Origin of the sequence: Fischerella major NIES-592 (genome assembly GCF_001904645.1) — a bacterium.
GTDB lineage: Bacteria > Cyanobacteriota > Cyanobacteriia > Cyanobacteriales > Nostocaceae > Fischerella > Fischerella thermalis.
Genome location: NZ_MRCA01000008.1, coordinates 187981 through 203750 on the forward strand (window position 1 = coordinate 187981; position 15770 = coordinate 203750).

The 15770-nt window shown below is 42.0% G+C and carries 9 protein-coding genes; 2 read left to right on the forward strand and 7 right to left on the reverse strand.

The genetic code is table 11. The features are described 5' to 3' along the window. The first annotated feature begins 649 nt into the window (after window positions 1–649). Window positions 650–1945: a pentapeptide repeat-containing protein gene (locus NIES592_RS15990; protein WP_073556263.1), complete on the forward strand. Its 1296-nt coding sequence runs from the start codon at window positions 650–652 to the stop codon at window positions 1943–1945. A 451-nt stretch (window positions 1946–2396) separates the two neighbouring features. Here the strand turns inward: NIES592_RS15990 and NIES592_RS15995 are convergent, their stop codons facing one another. The 7 genes from NIES592_RS15995 to NIES592_RS16025 form a co-directional block, all read right to left on the reverse strand. Further along, entirely contained in the window at window positions 2397–4652 is a 2256-nt protein-coding gene (locus NIES592_RS15995; protein WP_073556264.1) for a molybdopterin oxidoreductase family protein, read from the reverse strand. A gap of 503 nt (window positions 4653–5155) precedes the next feature. Further along, window positions 5156–6658 carry a NarK family nitrate/nitrite MFS transporter gene (locus NIES592_RS16000; protein ID WP_073556265.1) on the reverse strand — a complete coding sequence of 501 codons (1503 nt, stop codon included), beginning with the start codon at window positions 6656–6658 and terminating at the stop codon, window positions 5156–5158. Between the two features lie 118 nt (window positions 6659–6776). Next, the gene (locus NIES592_RS16005) at window positions 6777–7625 is read right to left on the reverse strand and encodes a nitrate ABC transporter ATP-binding protein (protein WP_073556266.1); all 849 of its coding nucleotides are present in this window, start codon (window positions 7623–7625) and stop codon (window positions 6777–6779) included. An 83-nt stretch (window positions 7626–7708) separates the two neighbouring features. Beyond that, entirely contained in the window at window positions 7709–9694 is a 1986-nt protein-coding gene (locus NIES592_RS16010) for an ABC transporter ATP-binding/substrate-binding protein (RefSeq protein WP_073556267.1), read from the reverse strand. 75 nt (window positions 9695–9769) lie between these two features. Further along, complete coding sequence (ntrB, locus tag NIES592_RS16015) at window positions 9770–10612, reverse strand: nitrate ABC transporter permease (RefSeq protein ID WP_073556268.1); 843 nt, start codon at window positions 10610–10612, stop codon at window positions 9770–9772. A 388-nt stretch (window positions 10613–11000) separates the two neighbouring features. After that, complete coding sequence (locus tag NIES592_RS16020) at window positions 11001–12326, reverse strand: CmpA/NrtA family ABC transporter substrate-binding protein (protein ID WP_073556269.1); 1326 nt, start codon at window positions 12324–12326, stop codon at window positions 11001–11003. Between the two features lie 93 nt (window positions 12327–12419). Next, a complete protein-coding gene (locus tag NIES592_RS16025) occupies window positions 12420–14021 on the reverse strand; it encodes a ferredoxin--nitrite reductase (protein WP_062247088.1) in 1602 nt (533 codons plus the stop codon). 533 nt (window positions 14022–14554) lie between these two features. Here NIES592_RS16025 and NIES592_RS16030 point away from each other — a divergent pair. Continuing rightward, window positions 14555–15769: a HEAT repeat domain-containing protein gene (locus NIES592_RS16030; RefSeq protein ID WP_062247089.1), complete on the forward strand. Its 1215-nt coding sequence runs from the start codon at window positions 14555–14557 to the stop codon at window positions 15767–15769. Window position 15770 lies beyond the last annotated feature (1 nt).

A 15770-nucleotide genomic window follows, 5' to 3' on the forward strand; every position in this document is an offset into this window, starting at 1 on the left:
TTTGAAGGCAAAATAACACTTACTATATTGTAGTTTTTTAAAAGACAAATACTGAGACAGCAAGAGCTAACTTACCATTATTTGGCAGTATAGCAATATTACTATACTTCTATATAATCGATTATATAACTTTGAATCAATATCAAGCTGGACAGTCATACGATAAATCACACAGCGATCGCACAAAAATCTCTTCCCCGGTGCCTATGCTTAAGGTAAATGGTTTAGATTAATAATTTTATAGTATCTTGATTTTTAGTACAAATTAGCCTACACAGGCTAAATAAAATACAAAATTGTATCGACAAAAAATAATTTTTGCCTATTGACATCTGGAAAGTTTCAGATAAAAGTGTAAAAATTATTACTGCTTATCATGGGTTAAATTCTATCAATTTATTCTTAATTCATTCTGGTTTGCCGATCTAGAAGGCATATTCTGATTAATTTTTGAATTAAGTAATAGATTTTATCAATTTTTTTACTCTTAAATTTTAATTGGTAAACATAGCCTTTATTTTCTAAAATTATACTATTTTAGTATAAAAGGTTGTGAATATTCATACGAAATAAACATTTATATTTTCACTCATAGTTATCTTTGAGATTAATTTTAGTTTCTTTTCAGTAAATAATGGAGGATGTTAGCATGACTATAGCCAATCCAAAAAAGATTAATTTTAGTAGAAAAGCCAAATCAAAATTAATTTTAACGGTTTTGCAAATGACTTTAGTTAGCTTAGGTTTTCTAGTGATGCTGCTGATCACAAATGGTGAACCATGGATATTTGTAATAATTTTGAGTTTTATATTAGCCAGTTTTTTTGTTGTTTTTAATCAAAAAAAATTGTTAAATAATTCAACAGAAAAAATATTAAAATCTTTTGGGATTAATTTGTTGGTTAATAACAGTAATGGTAAGAATTTGAAAATCAACCAAAATCAAGAAATTTATGTGAACCAAAATATACTTCAAAAAAAATTCAATCAGGAAATAATAGGACAAGATTTAAATACTGCAAGCTTAATTCTTGCTAACCTAAGCCATGCTGAATTGGTGGGCGTTAATCTTAGCAATGCCTACCTGAATGGAGCGAATCTCAGTGGTGCTAACCTCAGTGAGGCTAATCTTAACTACGCTAACCTCAGTGATGCTAATCTTAGCGGTACAAACCTTTCGAGTGTTCAATTAGTAAGTGCTAATCTTAGTAGCGTTCAACTAATAGGTGCAGATCTCAGCAATGCGAATCTTGAACATACCAATCTTAGTAGTGCCGACTTGAGCTATGCTGAATTAGTGGGTGTAAACCTCAGCAGTGCTAACCTTAGTGATGCTCGGTTTATGAGTGCAAATCTTACTAAAGCTAATCTAAGTGGTGTGTATTTGTGGAATGGTAATTTGAACAACGCTAAATTGGTAAATACAGACTTAAGTAATGCTTACATGAGCAGTGCTAAGTTAAATCATGCCAATCTTAGCTATGCTGTTCTCAAAAATGCTCAGTTGAGTGGAGCCAAACTGAGAAATGCCAACCTGAAGAATGCCAACCTCTATGGTACCCAGTTATTAGGTGCTAGATTAGATCATGCCAACTTAGAAGATGCGAATTTAGAAGGTGCAAATTTAGAAGGTGCTGACTTGCGTGGAGCTAATTTGAGTGGTGCAAACTTAAAGTCTGTGAAAATTAACCAGGCAACAAAGTTAGATTATAAATGGCGTTTAGTTTGGGAAATTTTAAATCATAAAAATAAGCACACAGATTTAAGAAATGCCGATTTTGAGGATGCAAATCTCCAAGGTGCTGACTTGAGAAATACTGATTTGAGTAATGTCAAATTTACACGGGCGAAAGTAGATAATGCTCTGTTTGGCTATAATCAGGGACTTTCTTTGGAGATGAAGCTAGAGTTAAAACTACGAGGGGCTGTGTTTGAAGATGAGTAAAAGGCGATCGCTTCTTTGGTGAGAGTTTTTGTCAACCAGCGTGTTTGTTTCTGCCATGACTAGCAATATCTCAGGGCGGTTTCATAAAATTTTGTCTACAATTTTGTAGTAGAGACGTAGCATTGCTACGTCTCTACGTCTGGTCACACCCGTAAATTGTAAATTCATATTTTGATTCAGCAGCGCCAGAAAATTTTAATTAATTCCTTTCATCCAGACATATTTATGTTAATAACCGCAAAGGACACAAAGAACACAAAGAGTTTAATTAGTAAGAATTGGTGATTTATATTGTCGTATGAAACCACCCTGCTTTTTCTTATCCCCGACCTTCAATCTCTATTTTCTACTGAGCAAGGCTAAAATTTAGGCTTTATTGTGGTGTTCAGACCATTTGCGAACTTAAAGTGAACTAATAAACACCGTACCCATAAGAGTCGGTGTTTTTAATTTAGATTTTTGCAGCGATTGACACTTTGGTGTTAACTGTTAACTCAGCCGTAACTGGTATTAACTGCACTGCACAGGCTTTTAATTCTGGTTGTAGAGAATCAGGGCAAGATTCAGGATGGGTGAGGGCATTAGCTTCGGCGTTGTCTGCCCACAGTGCCCCCCAATGCATGGGGACAAACACTGTACCAGGGGCGATCGCTTTGGTGATTTTGGCGGGGAAGAAAGTTTTAGAACGGCGCGATCGCACTTCCACTAATTGGTTATCACTAATTCCTAATCTAGCGGCATCACGGGGATGAATTTCGATAAATGGTTCGGGGTGCATTTGCCGAGTTTTTTCAATTCGACCGGTACGTGTCAGGGTGTGCCAATGTCCGTAAAGTCTACCAGTGGTAAGCACAAAAGGATAATCAGGATCTGGTGGTTCTGCTAGTCCCCGCGAGTGATATGCCCCAAATCTAGCGCGTCCGTCGGGGGTGTGAAAGCGGAGGTTGGTGTAGAGACGCTTTGATTTTGGATTTTGGATTTTGGATTTTGGATTATTAAATTGTTCCTCAGATATTTCAATCTCTGACTGTTGACTATTAACCTCCAATCCAGAATCGGGATGGGGCCATTGAGTCGGGCCTTGGAATCGCAATTGCTCATGACTTAAGCCTGTCATATCGCAGGGGCGATCGCGGGTTAATTTGACAAACTCTGCAAAAACTTCGGCGGAGTTAGCAAAGGCAAATTCCCCAACAAAACCCAATCTCCGCCCAACTTCAGCAAAGATTTCCCAATCTGCTTTCGCTTCCCCTGGTGGTCGGCGAAATGCTGGACACAGGGTAACTGTACGTTCAGAATTGGTCATGACGCCAGTTTTCTCACTCCATTGGGCAGCAGGTAGGAGGACATGAGCATAACTAGCAGTTTCTGTGGGGTAATAGGCGTCTTGGTAAATAGTAAAAGGCGATCGCATCAACGCTGCTTTGGTTCGTTCCAAATCTGGCATACTCACCGCCGGATTGGTAGCAGCGATCCATAGCAAACCTACAATTCCATCTTCCAAGCCAGTAATCATATCCCAAGCCGTCATACCGGGATGGGGTGAAATTTGCCCCCGCTTTAGTCCCCACACTTCTTCCACTTCCGCGCGGTGCTGGGGATTTTTCACCAAGCGATAACCAGGTAACAAATGGGCTAATCCTCCCGCTTCTCTACCTCCCATGGCGTTGGGTTGACCTGTGAGGGAGAATGGCCCCGCCCCTGGCTTGCCAATCTGTCCGGTCATCAAGTGCAGATTAATAATTGTTCTAACCTTGGCTGTACCTTCGGAAGATTGATTCACACCCATTGACCACAAGGACAGGACACGTTGTGATTCTCCCCAGTACCTAGCTGCTGTTTCCAAATCTTTAATATCAATCCCGCAGCGGTCAGCTACTATTTCTGGAGAATAATGACGGATTACCTCAGCATAGGCGGGGAAGTTGCTGGTACAGTCATCAATAAACCCGACATCAATGTAGTTCCAGCGCATCAACAAGTGAGCAATGCCATTCAACAAGTCGATATCTGTACCAGGACGAATCGCTAAATGTAAATCAGCAGCTTCTGCGGTTGGGGTACGACGAGGATCAACCACAATCATTTTCACCTTACGGTTCCTTTTGTGGTACTTTTCCAGTCGGTTGAAAATGATGGGGTGACATTCAGCTGTGTTGGTACCAATTAAAAACGCACAGTCAGTTAACTCTAAGTCTTCGTAGCAGCAGGGAGGCCCATCCGCACCAAAGCTTTGGATGTAACCAGCTACAGCACTAGACATGCACAAGCGGGAGTTAGCATCAAAATTATTGCTACCCAAGCATCCTTTCAACAGTTTCTGGGCTATGTAGTAGTCTTCGGTTTGAAACTGACCAGAACCATACATGCATATCGCTTCTGGCCCCTGAGTGAAACGCACAGTTTGAATGCGTTTGGTGATCAAATCAAAAGCTTCATCCCAACTCACGCGCCGAAACTTCTGATCTAGCGAGTCACGCACCATTGGATAATGCAGTCTGTTTTTATCTAGAGACTCAGCGATCGTTGCACCTTTAACGCAAACCATGCCTTGACTAGATGGATGGGCTTTATCACCCCGCACCCGCCAAATTGGGTTCCCTTGACTATCTCGATGAGTTGCTTTGCCAGGTTGGGCTGGAGGTGAAACTTCTAGACCACAGCCAACACCACAGTAAGGACAGAGTGTTTTAGTAACTTCAGTCATATATAATTACACAGTTTTGACTGATTTTTTAAATATTGAAATTCCAGGTTAATAGAATAAGAATTCAGCTAAATTTGGTGTTTTTAAACCATATAAATATCAACTAAATACCCGTCAGAAAATATTTGAATTTAGCATGGATAAAAACTATTAATTTGAGTTATCATAAACTCATGATTCAGTTTATCTATATTTGGATAAACTACTACAATAAGTCTTTATAACTATTAGATATCAATTCAAAAAAAGAAAATGTTTATTTTGATACATTTTTAATATTTGTCTGAACATTTTTTCTATTTACTAGATAGTTTTCATTTATAAACATGACTCACACACACTCTAATAATTCTTGGCGTCTTGGCGTCTTGGCGGTTAAATTAAGTTAACTTTTTTGGTGTAAGTCCCAATAAAAATTCTATTTAAGTTATGAACATTGAGAGGCACATATCCCGACTTCTCTAAGAAGTCGGGTATCCGACTTCGCGGAGTGAAAAATAATGCTATTCTTCTGTGAAGATTGTAGACCTTTGAGTTGTTGTTTCTGCTAACTCACCTTCATAGGCACCAGCAAAAGAATCTTTGGGTTCTTTGAGGAAAAAGCCACACATAAAAGCACACATCATTGCAGCTATACCCATTGTAGAAAACAGTGTTGAGGCGTCAGTTAAGCTAAAAATCGTCAGATAAACAACCCCACCAAAATTACCGTAAGCGCCTACATTACCTGCGATTTGTCCTGTGGCTTCTTTTTTAATTAGAGGTGCAATACTATAGGTTGCGCCACAGCCAGCTTGAGCAAAATAAGCAGCAAACATAGTCACAGCGATCGCTAAAGGAATCGGCCAGCTACTGTTAATAAAATGTGCCATCAAATAACCGACAGCAATTCCGCCGCTAATGATTGTCATCGTCCATTTCCGAGAGCCAAACTTATCAGAAATTAAGCCACCACTGGGACGAGAAATTAAATTCAAAAATGGGTAGGCAGCGGCAATCATCCCAGCGACCACATGCTCCAAACCAAAGGTTTTTTCAAAGAAAGCAGGTAGGATGGAAACTACAGCAAGTTCAGAGCCAAAATTGGTAACGTAAGTGAACTCTAGTAATGCTACTTGTCTAAATTGATAACGTTCTGAAGGAGCATAAGTTTTCTTGCCAATTAAAAGTTCTTTATTGACTTGATAAGCTTTGTAAGTTTGGTAAGCAAACAATCCTGCTAACAGCAACCAAACCAAATACATTTGGCTTTGAGTTAAAAAGTGAATATTCTTTTGTGCCAAGCGCCAAGCTAATAAACCGAGAGCAAAAATTAAACCAAAATTGGAGATAATCAGCGCCCAAAAGCTTTTGACACTGGTTACTTCCAAAGCACCATTTTTCTTGGGACGCTTGTAGACTTTACCAACAGGCGTATCTTGAACACTGTTGTAATAAATTAGACCGTAAATTGCAGCAATGATACCTGTAAGAGCGATCGCAAATCGCCAATTAGAAGCACCACCATTCATAAAACTGGCAGCAACTGCAATTGTTGGTAAAGTAAACTCTGCTCCAAAAGCGCCAAAATTACCCCAACCACCGTAAATGCCTTGGGCAATACCAATTTCTTTGGGGGGGAACCATTCCGACACCATGCGGATACCCACCACAAATCCAGCGCCAACAATACCCATCAACAAACGACTAATGACTAGATGGTCAAAATTCTGTGATAGTGCCGTCGCCAAACAAGGAACAGAGGCAAAGATGAGTAGTAAAGAATAGGTAATTCTCGGGCCAAAACGATCCAGCAGCATACCAATAATAATGCGTGCTGGAATAGTTAAAGCGAGGTTACAGATACCCAAAGTTTTGACTTGCTCTGGTGTCAGGTTTAGCTGTTTGCCAATGGTTGTTGCAAAGGGAGCAAAGTTAAACCAGCATACAAAAGTGAGAAAGAAAGCAAACCAAGTCAAATGTAAGATGCGGTAGCGACCGTTGAATGAAAATAATCCTTTTAGCATAAGGTGTTGATTGTTGCTGGTTGTTGGTTAGTGGTTGGTGGTTAGTGGTTATTCACTAATCCTCATACTCCTCATACCCCTCACACTCCCCCCATCTCCTCACCTCAATCCCCGATCCCTACTCTTCAGGATGAGCGCAGCGACGATACAGGAAATCTAGGGCGTAGTTCCGCAAGTTATAGTATTGGGGGTCTTCCATAATGCGGCGACGATTGCGGGGACGGGCAAAAGGAATATTGAGGACTTCACCAATTCTGGCAGCTGGGCCGTTAGTCATCATTACTAGCCTGTCTGCTAAAAACAATGCCTCATCAATGTCATGAGTAATCATCAGGACTGTGACGCGATGTTCACGCCAAATTTGCAGCAATTCTTCTTGCAATTCTTCTCTGGTGATGGCATCTAATGCCCCAAAGGGTTCATCCAGAATCAAAACTTGGGGACGGATAGAAAGGGCGCGGGCGATCGCGACTCGCTGCTTCATCCCACCAGAAATTTGACTGGGTTTCTTGTCAGCGGCTTCTGTCAATCCCACCATTGCCAAATGTTCTTTGACAATCGCTCGTTTTTCTGCCTGAGTTTTGCGAGGAAATACGGTATCTACAGCCAGATAAATGTTATCAAAGACACTCAACCAAGGTAGCAAACAGTAATTTTGGAATACCATCATCCGGTCTGGACCTGGTTCAGTGATGGGGTTGTTTTGTAGCATTACTACACCATCAGTGGGGGTATTGAAACCAGAGACCATGTTCAGTAGTGTTGATTTCCCACAGCCAGAGTGACCGATAATACAAACAAATTCACCCTCACGTACCTTCAGGTTCACTCCATCTAATACGGTGTAAGGCCCATCAGCAGTGGGATAGATTTTGTTTACACCTTCAATGACGAGAAAGTCTTCTGCTTTGTGAGTTTGCAGTTGACTGATTTGAATTTCGCTGTTAGTTCCATTTACTGTTTGCATGATGATTGTTGTTAGTTGGTTGTTAGTGGTTGTTTGTTTTTAGCCTTCCCGATCCCCGGTCCTTGATCCCCGATCCCCAATCACTAAATAAATACTTCTTCAACACGGATTTGACGTTTGATTTCCAGGCTTTGGAGATATTCAAGCGGCTTTGAAGGGTTAAAAACTTTACCATCAAATAAGTGGATGGGGTCATCTTCACCGATATCGAGTAAACCTAAGTCGCGGGCAGCAGCACCAAATATGTCTGTACGGCAAACTCTTTCAATTACTTCTACCCAGTTTTTGGGAAAAGGCACTAAGCCCCAACGTGCCATTTGAGTCACCATCCACAACAATTCAGTACGGTTGGGATAGTTGGTTTGATTAAGATAAAACTGGTTGTATCCTGCTAGTTCCTGGGGTTGTGTACCATCGCCGCGATCGTAGGGATCGATGAAACCAGGACGGACGTAGACTGGATCAATCTCAAGGTACTGAGGACGACAAATTAATTGCAAAATCTCTTCACGGTTGCGAAGATCATCACAGTATTTGCAGGCTTCTAACAGTGCTTTGACTAAGGCAAGGTAAGTTTCTGGGTACTTCTGCGCCCAATCTTCCCGTACTCCCAGGACTTTTTTCGGCTGTCCTGACCAAATTTCTAGGGCAGTAGCAGCAACAAAGCCCACATCTTCATGCACTGCTAGGTAGTTCCAAGGTTCTCCAGCACAATAACCGTCAATCTTTCCGGCTTTGAGTTGGGAAACCATTTGGGTTGGTGGTACTACCGTGAGGCTGACATCTCTGTCAGGATCTATACCGCCAGATGCTAGCCAGTAGCGCAAAATCAAGTTCACCATTGACGTTGGATGCACAATTCCCAAGGTGAGAATTGTGTCGGGAGAGGCGTTAATTGCGGCTTTTAAGTCTGCGAGGCTTCTGACGCCTTCGTTGTACAATTTCTTGCTGAAGGTGATGGCGTTAGCATTGCGGGAGAGATTGAGAGCATTGACTACGGGAATTGGTGTTTTGCCAGCAGCGCCCAAAGTGAGGGCAAGGGGCATTCCAGCCACCATCTGGGCGGCGTCTAATCTGCCAGTAGTAATACCTTGGGCGATTTCTTGCCAATTGGGTTCCCGGCTGAGGGTAATTTGTTCTAACCCGTAATCAGCAAAAAAGCCTTTCTCTTTTGCCACGATTAAAGGTGCAGCATCAGTTAGGGGCAGAAATCCAATTTCTAAATTGATTTTTTCTAAACCATTACGAGAGATGATCGTAGGTGCTTGAAATTGAATTTTGCGTTTCTTGGCTTGCTTTTGCTGGTTGAGGAAGTAAATCATCTCATTCCGCAGATTGTAGTAGCTGGGATGATTGACTACTTCCAAGCGTTGACGGGGACGGGGGATAGGCACTTCCAGAATTTGTCCGATGTGTGCTTCTGGCCCGTTGGTAAGCATGACGACGCGATCGCTCAACAATAAAGCTTCATCGACATCGTGCGTCACCATCACACAGGTAACGTTGTGTTCATTACAGATTTTCATCAGTTGCTCTTGCAAACCACCCCGTGTGAGCGCATCCAACGCTCCAAAAGGTTCATCTAGCAGTAACAACTTGGGACGAATAGCCAAAGCACGAGCGATCGCAACTCGCTGTTTCATCCCACCCGATAATTCACTCGGACGTTTTTTCGCCGCCGGACGCAATCCTACCATATCGATGTGTTGTTCGATGATGGCGTGGCGAGCGGCTTTGGACTTATTTTGATAAACTTCATCTACTGCTAAGGCGATGTTTTCTCGCACTGTCAACCAAGGTAGCAGTGAATAATTTTGAAATACTACCATCCGGTCTGGCCCCGGATCTCTCACTTCCCTTCCTTCCAAGGTCACACCGCCTACACTGGCTTGATCTAGACCTGCAATGATATTGAGCAAGGTAGATTTACCACAACCAGAGTGTCCAATTAGAGAAATAAATTCCCCTTGTCGGATTTTCAGATCAATATTTTTCAGGGCGATATACCTACCACCATTGGGGAGGTGAAATACGCGATCGACGTGGTCAATTTCAACAAAAGTAGTCATTGTTAGTTGTTGGTTATTAGTTGTTGGTTGTTTGGTGTTAGTTAATTTTTTTGACTACTAATTATTTACGAATCATTACTTTTGTTCTTCGGGTACAACTTTGCTGGCGACAAAACCAACTAATCTATCTAGCATCAAGCCAACTAAACCAACATAAACTAACGCTAAGATAATTTCGCTTAAATTGGTTTCAGTAGTAGTGTTGTAAGCATCCCAAATAAATGAACCAATGCCGACACCACCTACTAACATTTCTGCTGCCACAATTGCTAGCCATGATAAACCAATGCCAATTCTTAAGCCTGTGAAGATATAAGGAACAGTGGCAGGAAAGACTATTTTTAGGAAATACTTTGGTCCTTTGAGTCGTAAAACTCTGGCAACATTGATGTAATCTTGGGGAATTTGTTGTACCCCGACTGTGGTGTTAATCAAAATTGGCCAAATCGACGTAATGAAAATTACGAAAATTGCTGAGGGATTAGCTTGTTGAAATGCTGCTAAAGAAATTGGTAGCCATGCTAAGGGTGGTACAGTCCGTAACACTTGGAAGATGGGGTCTACGGCTGAATAGAGTAATTTATTGGCACCGATTAAAATTCCTAAAACAATTCCTACAATTGCTGCTAGAGAAAAGCCCAAACCAACTCTTCCTAAGCTATTTAATATTTGCCAGCCTAAGCCTTTATCGCTTTCACCATTATCAAAAAATGGATGAATGATAAAAGGATCCCAAGTTTCCGAGAAGGTTTCTATTGGTCCGGGTAATTTAAAATTAGGATTTAAACAAAGTATTTGCCAAATGACTAGAAAGATAATTAGTGCTACCGCTGGCGGTACAACTTTTTTCAAAATTATTTTAGAAATCTGCTTGCGGGGATTTTTTCTAATCGTGCGGCTTCCAAGGGTAGCTGTCATTTTCTAATTTCTCCGATTGCGCTCCAAGTTGACTTGATATAAGTTTTTGCAGTTATGAAAAAGGGACTAGTTTTCTAGCTAGACTCTTATGGGTAATTGCCTACAACCAGGAAATAAATTGAACGAACACCGATGAACACGGATGTAGACGTGCCCAAGCGTGGCTTTTAGGGTACACTGATGGATTTTGGATTGGCTGTTAGGTTAGTTTCTGAGGTGCGATCGCTATTTTTAAGACAGCTAGATTCTTATGGGTAATTGCCTAGAATAAGGGGAAATGTTGAACGAACACTCATGGAACACCGATAAACACAGATGGATTATGAGTTTGCTGTTAAGTTGATCTCTAATCCCCAATCCCCGATTTTCTAGCCTCTAAACTAAATTACTAGACCTTCTTGATTTTTAAACTGCTCAAGTATGCTTCTGGTTTATCTGGATCGAACTTGACGCCATCAAAGAATGTCTCAACTCCACGAGAAACGTTGGTGGGAATTTCGGAATCAGCTACACCAATTGCTTTGGCGGCTTTTTTCCACAAGTCTTCTTTGTTAACTTGGTCTACAATTTCTTTAACTTTGGTATCTTTTGGCAAATAGCCCCAGCGAATTTCTTCTGTTAAAAACCAAATATCATGGCTTTTGTAAGGGTAGGAGGCATTATCTGCCCAGAATTTCATCCGGTGTGAGAAGTTTTGTTGGGTGCGTCCATCACCGTAATCAATGTTGCCTTTGGAGCGTTCGAGAATATCTGCAACTGCAACGTTAAAATATTTGCGGTCGGAGCAGATTTTGCACATTTCTTCTTTATTTTCGTCGCGATCGCACCACTGCTGGGCTTCCATAATTGCCATTAATAATGCTTGTGTGGCATTGGGATTTTTGTCAACCCAATCTTTGCGCATCGCAAAGGCTTTTTCTGGATGATCTTTCCACAATTCGCCTGTAACTAGGGCTGTGTAACCTAATTTTTGGCTGACCAATTGAGCATTCCAAGGTTCTCCCACGCAGAAAGCGTCAACGGTACCAACTTTCATATTTGCCACCATTTGTGGTGGTGGTACGGGTTCTAAAACTACATCTTGATCAGGATTGATTCCGCCTGCTGCTAGCCAGTAGCGCATCCACAAATCATGAGTACCGCCAGGAAAGGTCATAGCAACCTTCATCGCTTGTTTGTTGGCTTTGGCTTGATCAGCGGCTTGTTTCAGTGCTTTGCTTTGTAAGCCGACTTTCAAATCTTTCAATTTGTTGGCAACAGAGATACCCTGACCATTAGTGTTTAGTCGTGCCAAGATATACATTGGCACTTTATCGTTGATGGTCATCAGGTAAGGCATGGGACTGAGGATGTGCGCGCCATCAATACCATCGCCAGCTGAACCGATTTTTAAGTTGTCACGGGTGACAGGCCAGGATTTTTGCTTCACCACCTCGACATCTGTCATTCCGTACTTGGCAAAGAAACCTTTTTCCTTGGCAATAATTAGGGGTGCAGCATCAGTTAGGGGTATGAAGCCTAACTTTGCTTTAGTTGTTTCGACTTTGGGAGCGTTAGCTACTGTAGAAACATTTGCTGCTGTGGTTGCACTTGGTTTGTCGCCACCTGTTGTTGCTGACTGGGAACCACCAGAGGAGCAACCGTGAGCCAGGATCGAAGCAGCTGCCGCAGTACTTGCTGTGAGAATAAATTTTCTTCTGGAAAGATTGCTCATTCGTTTGTTTTGTTGTTAGGTGTTTGTTGTTTGTTGTTTGTGGTTGTTTGTGAATTAGTAATCGGTATTTTTTCCATTACCAATTACCCACTATTAATGAGTGACTAAGGCTTCTTGCCTGGGTTTGGCTCCGAAATGCTGAATCAATAAGTCTCGCAATACTGGTTGCAAGTCTTCGCAAGGAATACCTTTTTGGACACAAGTTCCCAGATGTGCTTCTTTGCCGACTTTCCCGCCCATGTAGATGTCAACGCCTTCTACAGCTTTGCCGTTTTTCCGGGCTTTGGTTCCCATCAAGCCGATGTCTGCTACTTGGGGTTGTCCGCAGGAGTTGGGGCAACCAGTCCAATGAATTCGCACCGGACGAGTTAGTTCTAAATCCTCTTCTAAGGCTTTGATGATGTTCAAGGCGCGGTTTTTGGTTTCAATGAGGGCAAAGTTGCAAAATTGAGCGCCTGTACAGGAAACGAGCGATCGCCTTAGTGGTTGGGGATCAATACTGAATTTCTCTAGTAATGGTTCTGCTAAAAATAACACTAAGCGGGAATCAGGAATATTGGGGATAATAACGTTCTGCTCTACGGTCAACCTGATTTCACCGTTACCGTACACATCCGCTAAACGTGCAATTTCAAACATGTCTTCGGCTGTCAACCGACCAACGGGAATGTGTAATCCTACGTAGTTTAATTCTGGTTGTTTTTGTTTGTATACGCCGATATGGTCGCGTTTTTCCCAATCAATTTCGTCTTTAGGTGCTGCTGGTAACAACGGCTTACCCAAGCGCTGTTCGACTTCTGAGCGAAATTTCTGTAAACCCCATTCGTCGATTAACCACATCAGCCGCGATTTTTGACGGTTGGCACGTAAGCCGCGATCGCGGAAAACTTCTAAGACGGCTCTACATACGGCAACTACATCTGCTGGTGAAACCCAAGCATCCAGGGGAATGGCAGCTTCACAGCGTTTAGCAGAAAAGAATCCACCCACTAAGATATTAAATCCAAAGACTTTGCTGCTGGAGTTATAGGGAGTTGGGGTGAAATCTTTTTCCCCATCTTCACGGAAGGCAGGTACAAAAGCTAAATCGTTAATCTCTGCGTGAACAGAATTATCCCGTCCTCCGGTGATGGCAATATTAAACTTCCGTGGTAGATTAGTAAACTCTGGGTTACCTTGGCCTTTGTTGGTAAGCATGTCTTGAATTTGTTGCACCAACTCGCGCGTGTCGAACAACTCATCAGCATCTAATCCTGCCACGGGATCACCAGTAATGTTGCGGACGTTGTCCATTCCTGACTGCACACTGGTTAAGCCCACTAGATGAAATTTATGAAAAATTTCTGGTAAATCCTCAATCCGAATGCCTCGTAATTGAATATTCTGCCTAGTAGTAATGTCAGCACTGCCGTCATCACCGTAACGCTGCACTACTTCAGCTAGTACTCGCATTTGAGCGGCTGTGACGATACCATTTGGCATCCGCATGCGCATCATAAATTTGCCTGGAGTAACTGGGCGAAAAAATACCCCCACCCACTTCAAGCGATGATCGCGATCGGTTTCGTCCATTGCCTCCCACCCAATAGAGGCAAATTTCTCTATCTCTGCCTTGACGGCGAGTCCATCTTTTTCTGCCTTAAATTTCTCGAATTTATTGAGGCTGGCCGTGACGGTAGTTACTGCTTCTGTCATGATTAGTTATTAATCATCAGTCATTTAGATATTGGGCATTAGTTGTCGGTCATTAGCCTGACACTAATGACAAAGAACAAATGACAAGGGACTTAGATATTTGATCAGTTGGTCAATTCTTCCGGGATACTGAATCTTAATATTGATTCACATGCATTCAGGTTAAAGTTGTAAACACATAAAAATCGTATAGTTTGTTACGAAATATCTGCAAAAATGCACATTATGTATCAAAAATATGCATTTAGTGCATTAAATATCAGCGATAAATCGCCGGAAAACCCTTAAATGATTGTGATTGCAAGTATTTTGTTGTCTGTTGATTGTTGTTTGTTGATTGTTGTACGCTGCGAGAAAGAGAAAGCAACAATTGCCAAGGATTAGAATCCTTGATTCATAGCCAAAGTCGTCTGAAGACGACTCAATCAAGTACCACCAACTACTGCAATCAGTTATCAGATAATTCCCAAGGTGTCACTTGGTACTGTCCACTATTAACTAAATTTCCAACCAGTAACCACTAATTACCAACAGTGAATCATATCAACCAGCTTTTATTGCAAGCACAAGCAGCACAAGGTACTGCTGACTGGCAGTTGTTAATTCAATACCTGCATGAGTTAGTTCTAGAAAAGAAACCAAAAAACCCAGAAATACAAGAAAACCAAGCAGAACTGCTAAAGCTAGCACTTTCAGTTCTGGTAGTGGGGGATTTTCAGCAACGCTGGGAAATAGTCAAGGTGATTCAGCATCTGGGAGCGATCGCTATTCCCCCATTAATAGAGATATTGACAGATGAAGAGGCGGAAGAAGAACTGCGCTGGTATGCAGCACGCCTTTTGGGAGAATTTCAGCACCCTGATGCCATTTCTGCCCTAGTAGAATTACTGAAAACAGAAGATGACGAAGACCTCAGAGCAATGGCAGTATCCGCCCTGGGACAAATGGGTACACTTGCAATTGCTGCTTTGACAGAACTTTTGAGAGATAACACCACACGTTTGTTGGCAGTGCGATCGCTATCCCTGATCCGTCATCAAGAAGTGATTACACCTTTATTGAGTGTAGTAGAAGATACTTCAGTAGCCGTCCGCGCTACTGCAATTGAAGCTCTTGGTAGCTTTCATGATCAACGTGTACCACCAGTACTGATACGGGCTTTGGATGATATTGCTGCACCGGTGCGGCGAGAAGCTATACAGGGTTTGAGCTTCCGCCCAGAATTACGCGACACATTAGATTTAGTTACCAAAATGCAACCCAAACTCTACGACTTTAATCTGGAGGTTTGTTGTACTGCCGCAGTTGCTTTATCGCGTATAGGTGGTGACGATGCTGCTAAGTATTTATTTCAGGTACTAATGTCACCCCATACACCAGGAAAATTACAAATGGAATGTATCCGCGCTTTAAGCTGGATGGAAACGCCTTCTAGTTTGGAACACCTCTGCGCAGCACTTAACCAACTAGAATCAGTAGCCCTATGTCAGGAGATTGTAACTGTTCTGGGACGCATCAAACAACCACAGTTAACGCCAATTGCAACGGAGATATTATTAGCAATACTGCAAAAACAGCACCCAGCACTGGACAATGCCGCATTTAAAGGAGTCCTCGCTTTATCGTTAGGACATTTAGGCAGAATCGAAGCAAAAGAAGCTTTAATTGCCCTGACGAAAGATGCTGATGAACTAGTGAGACTACATGCGATCGCAGCCCTGAGAAATCTTGAGGTGAGAAGAGAGTAAG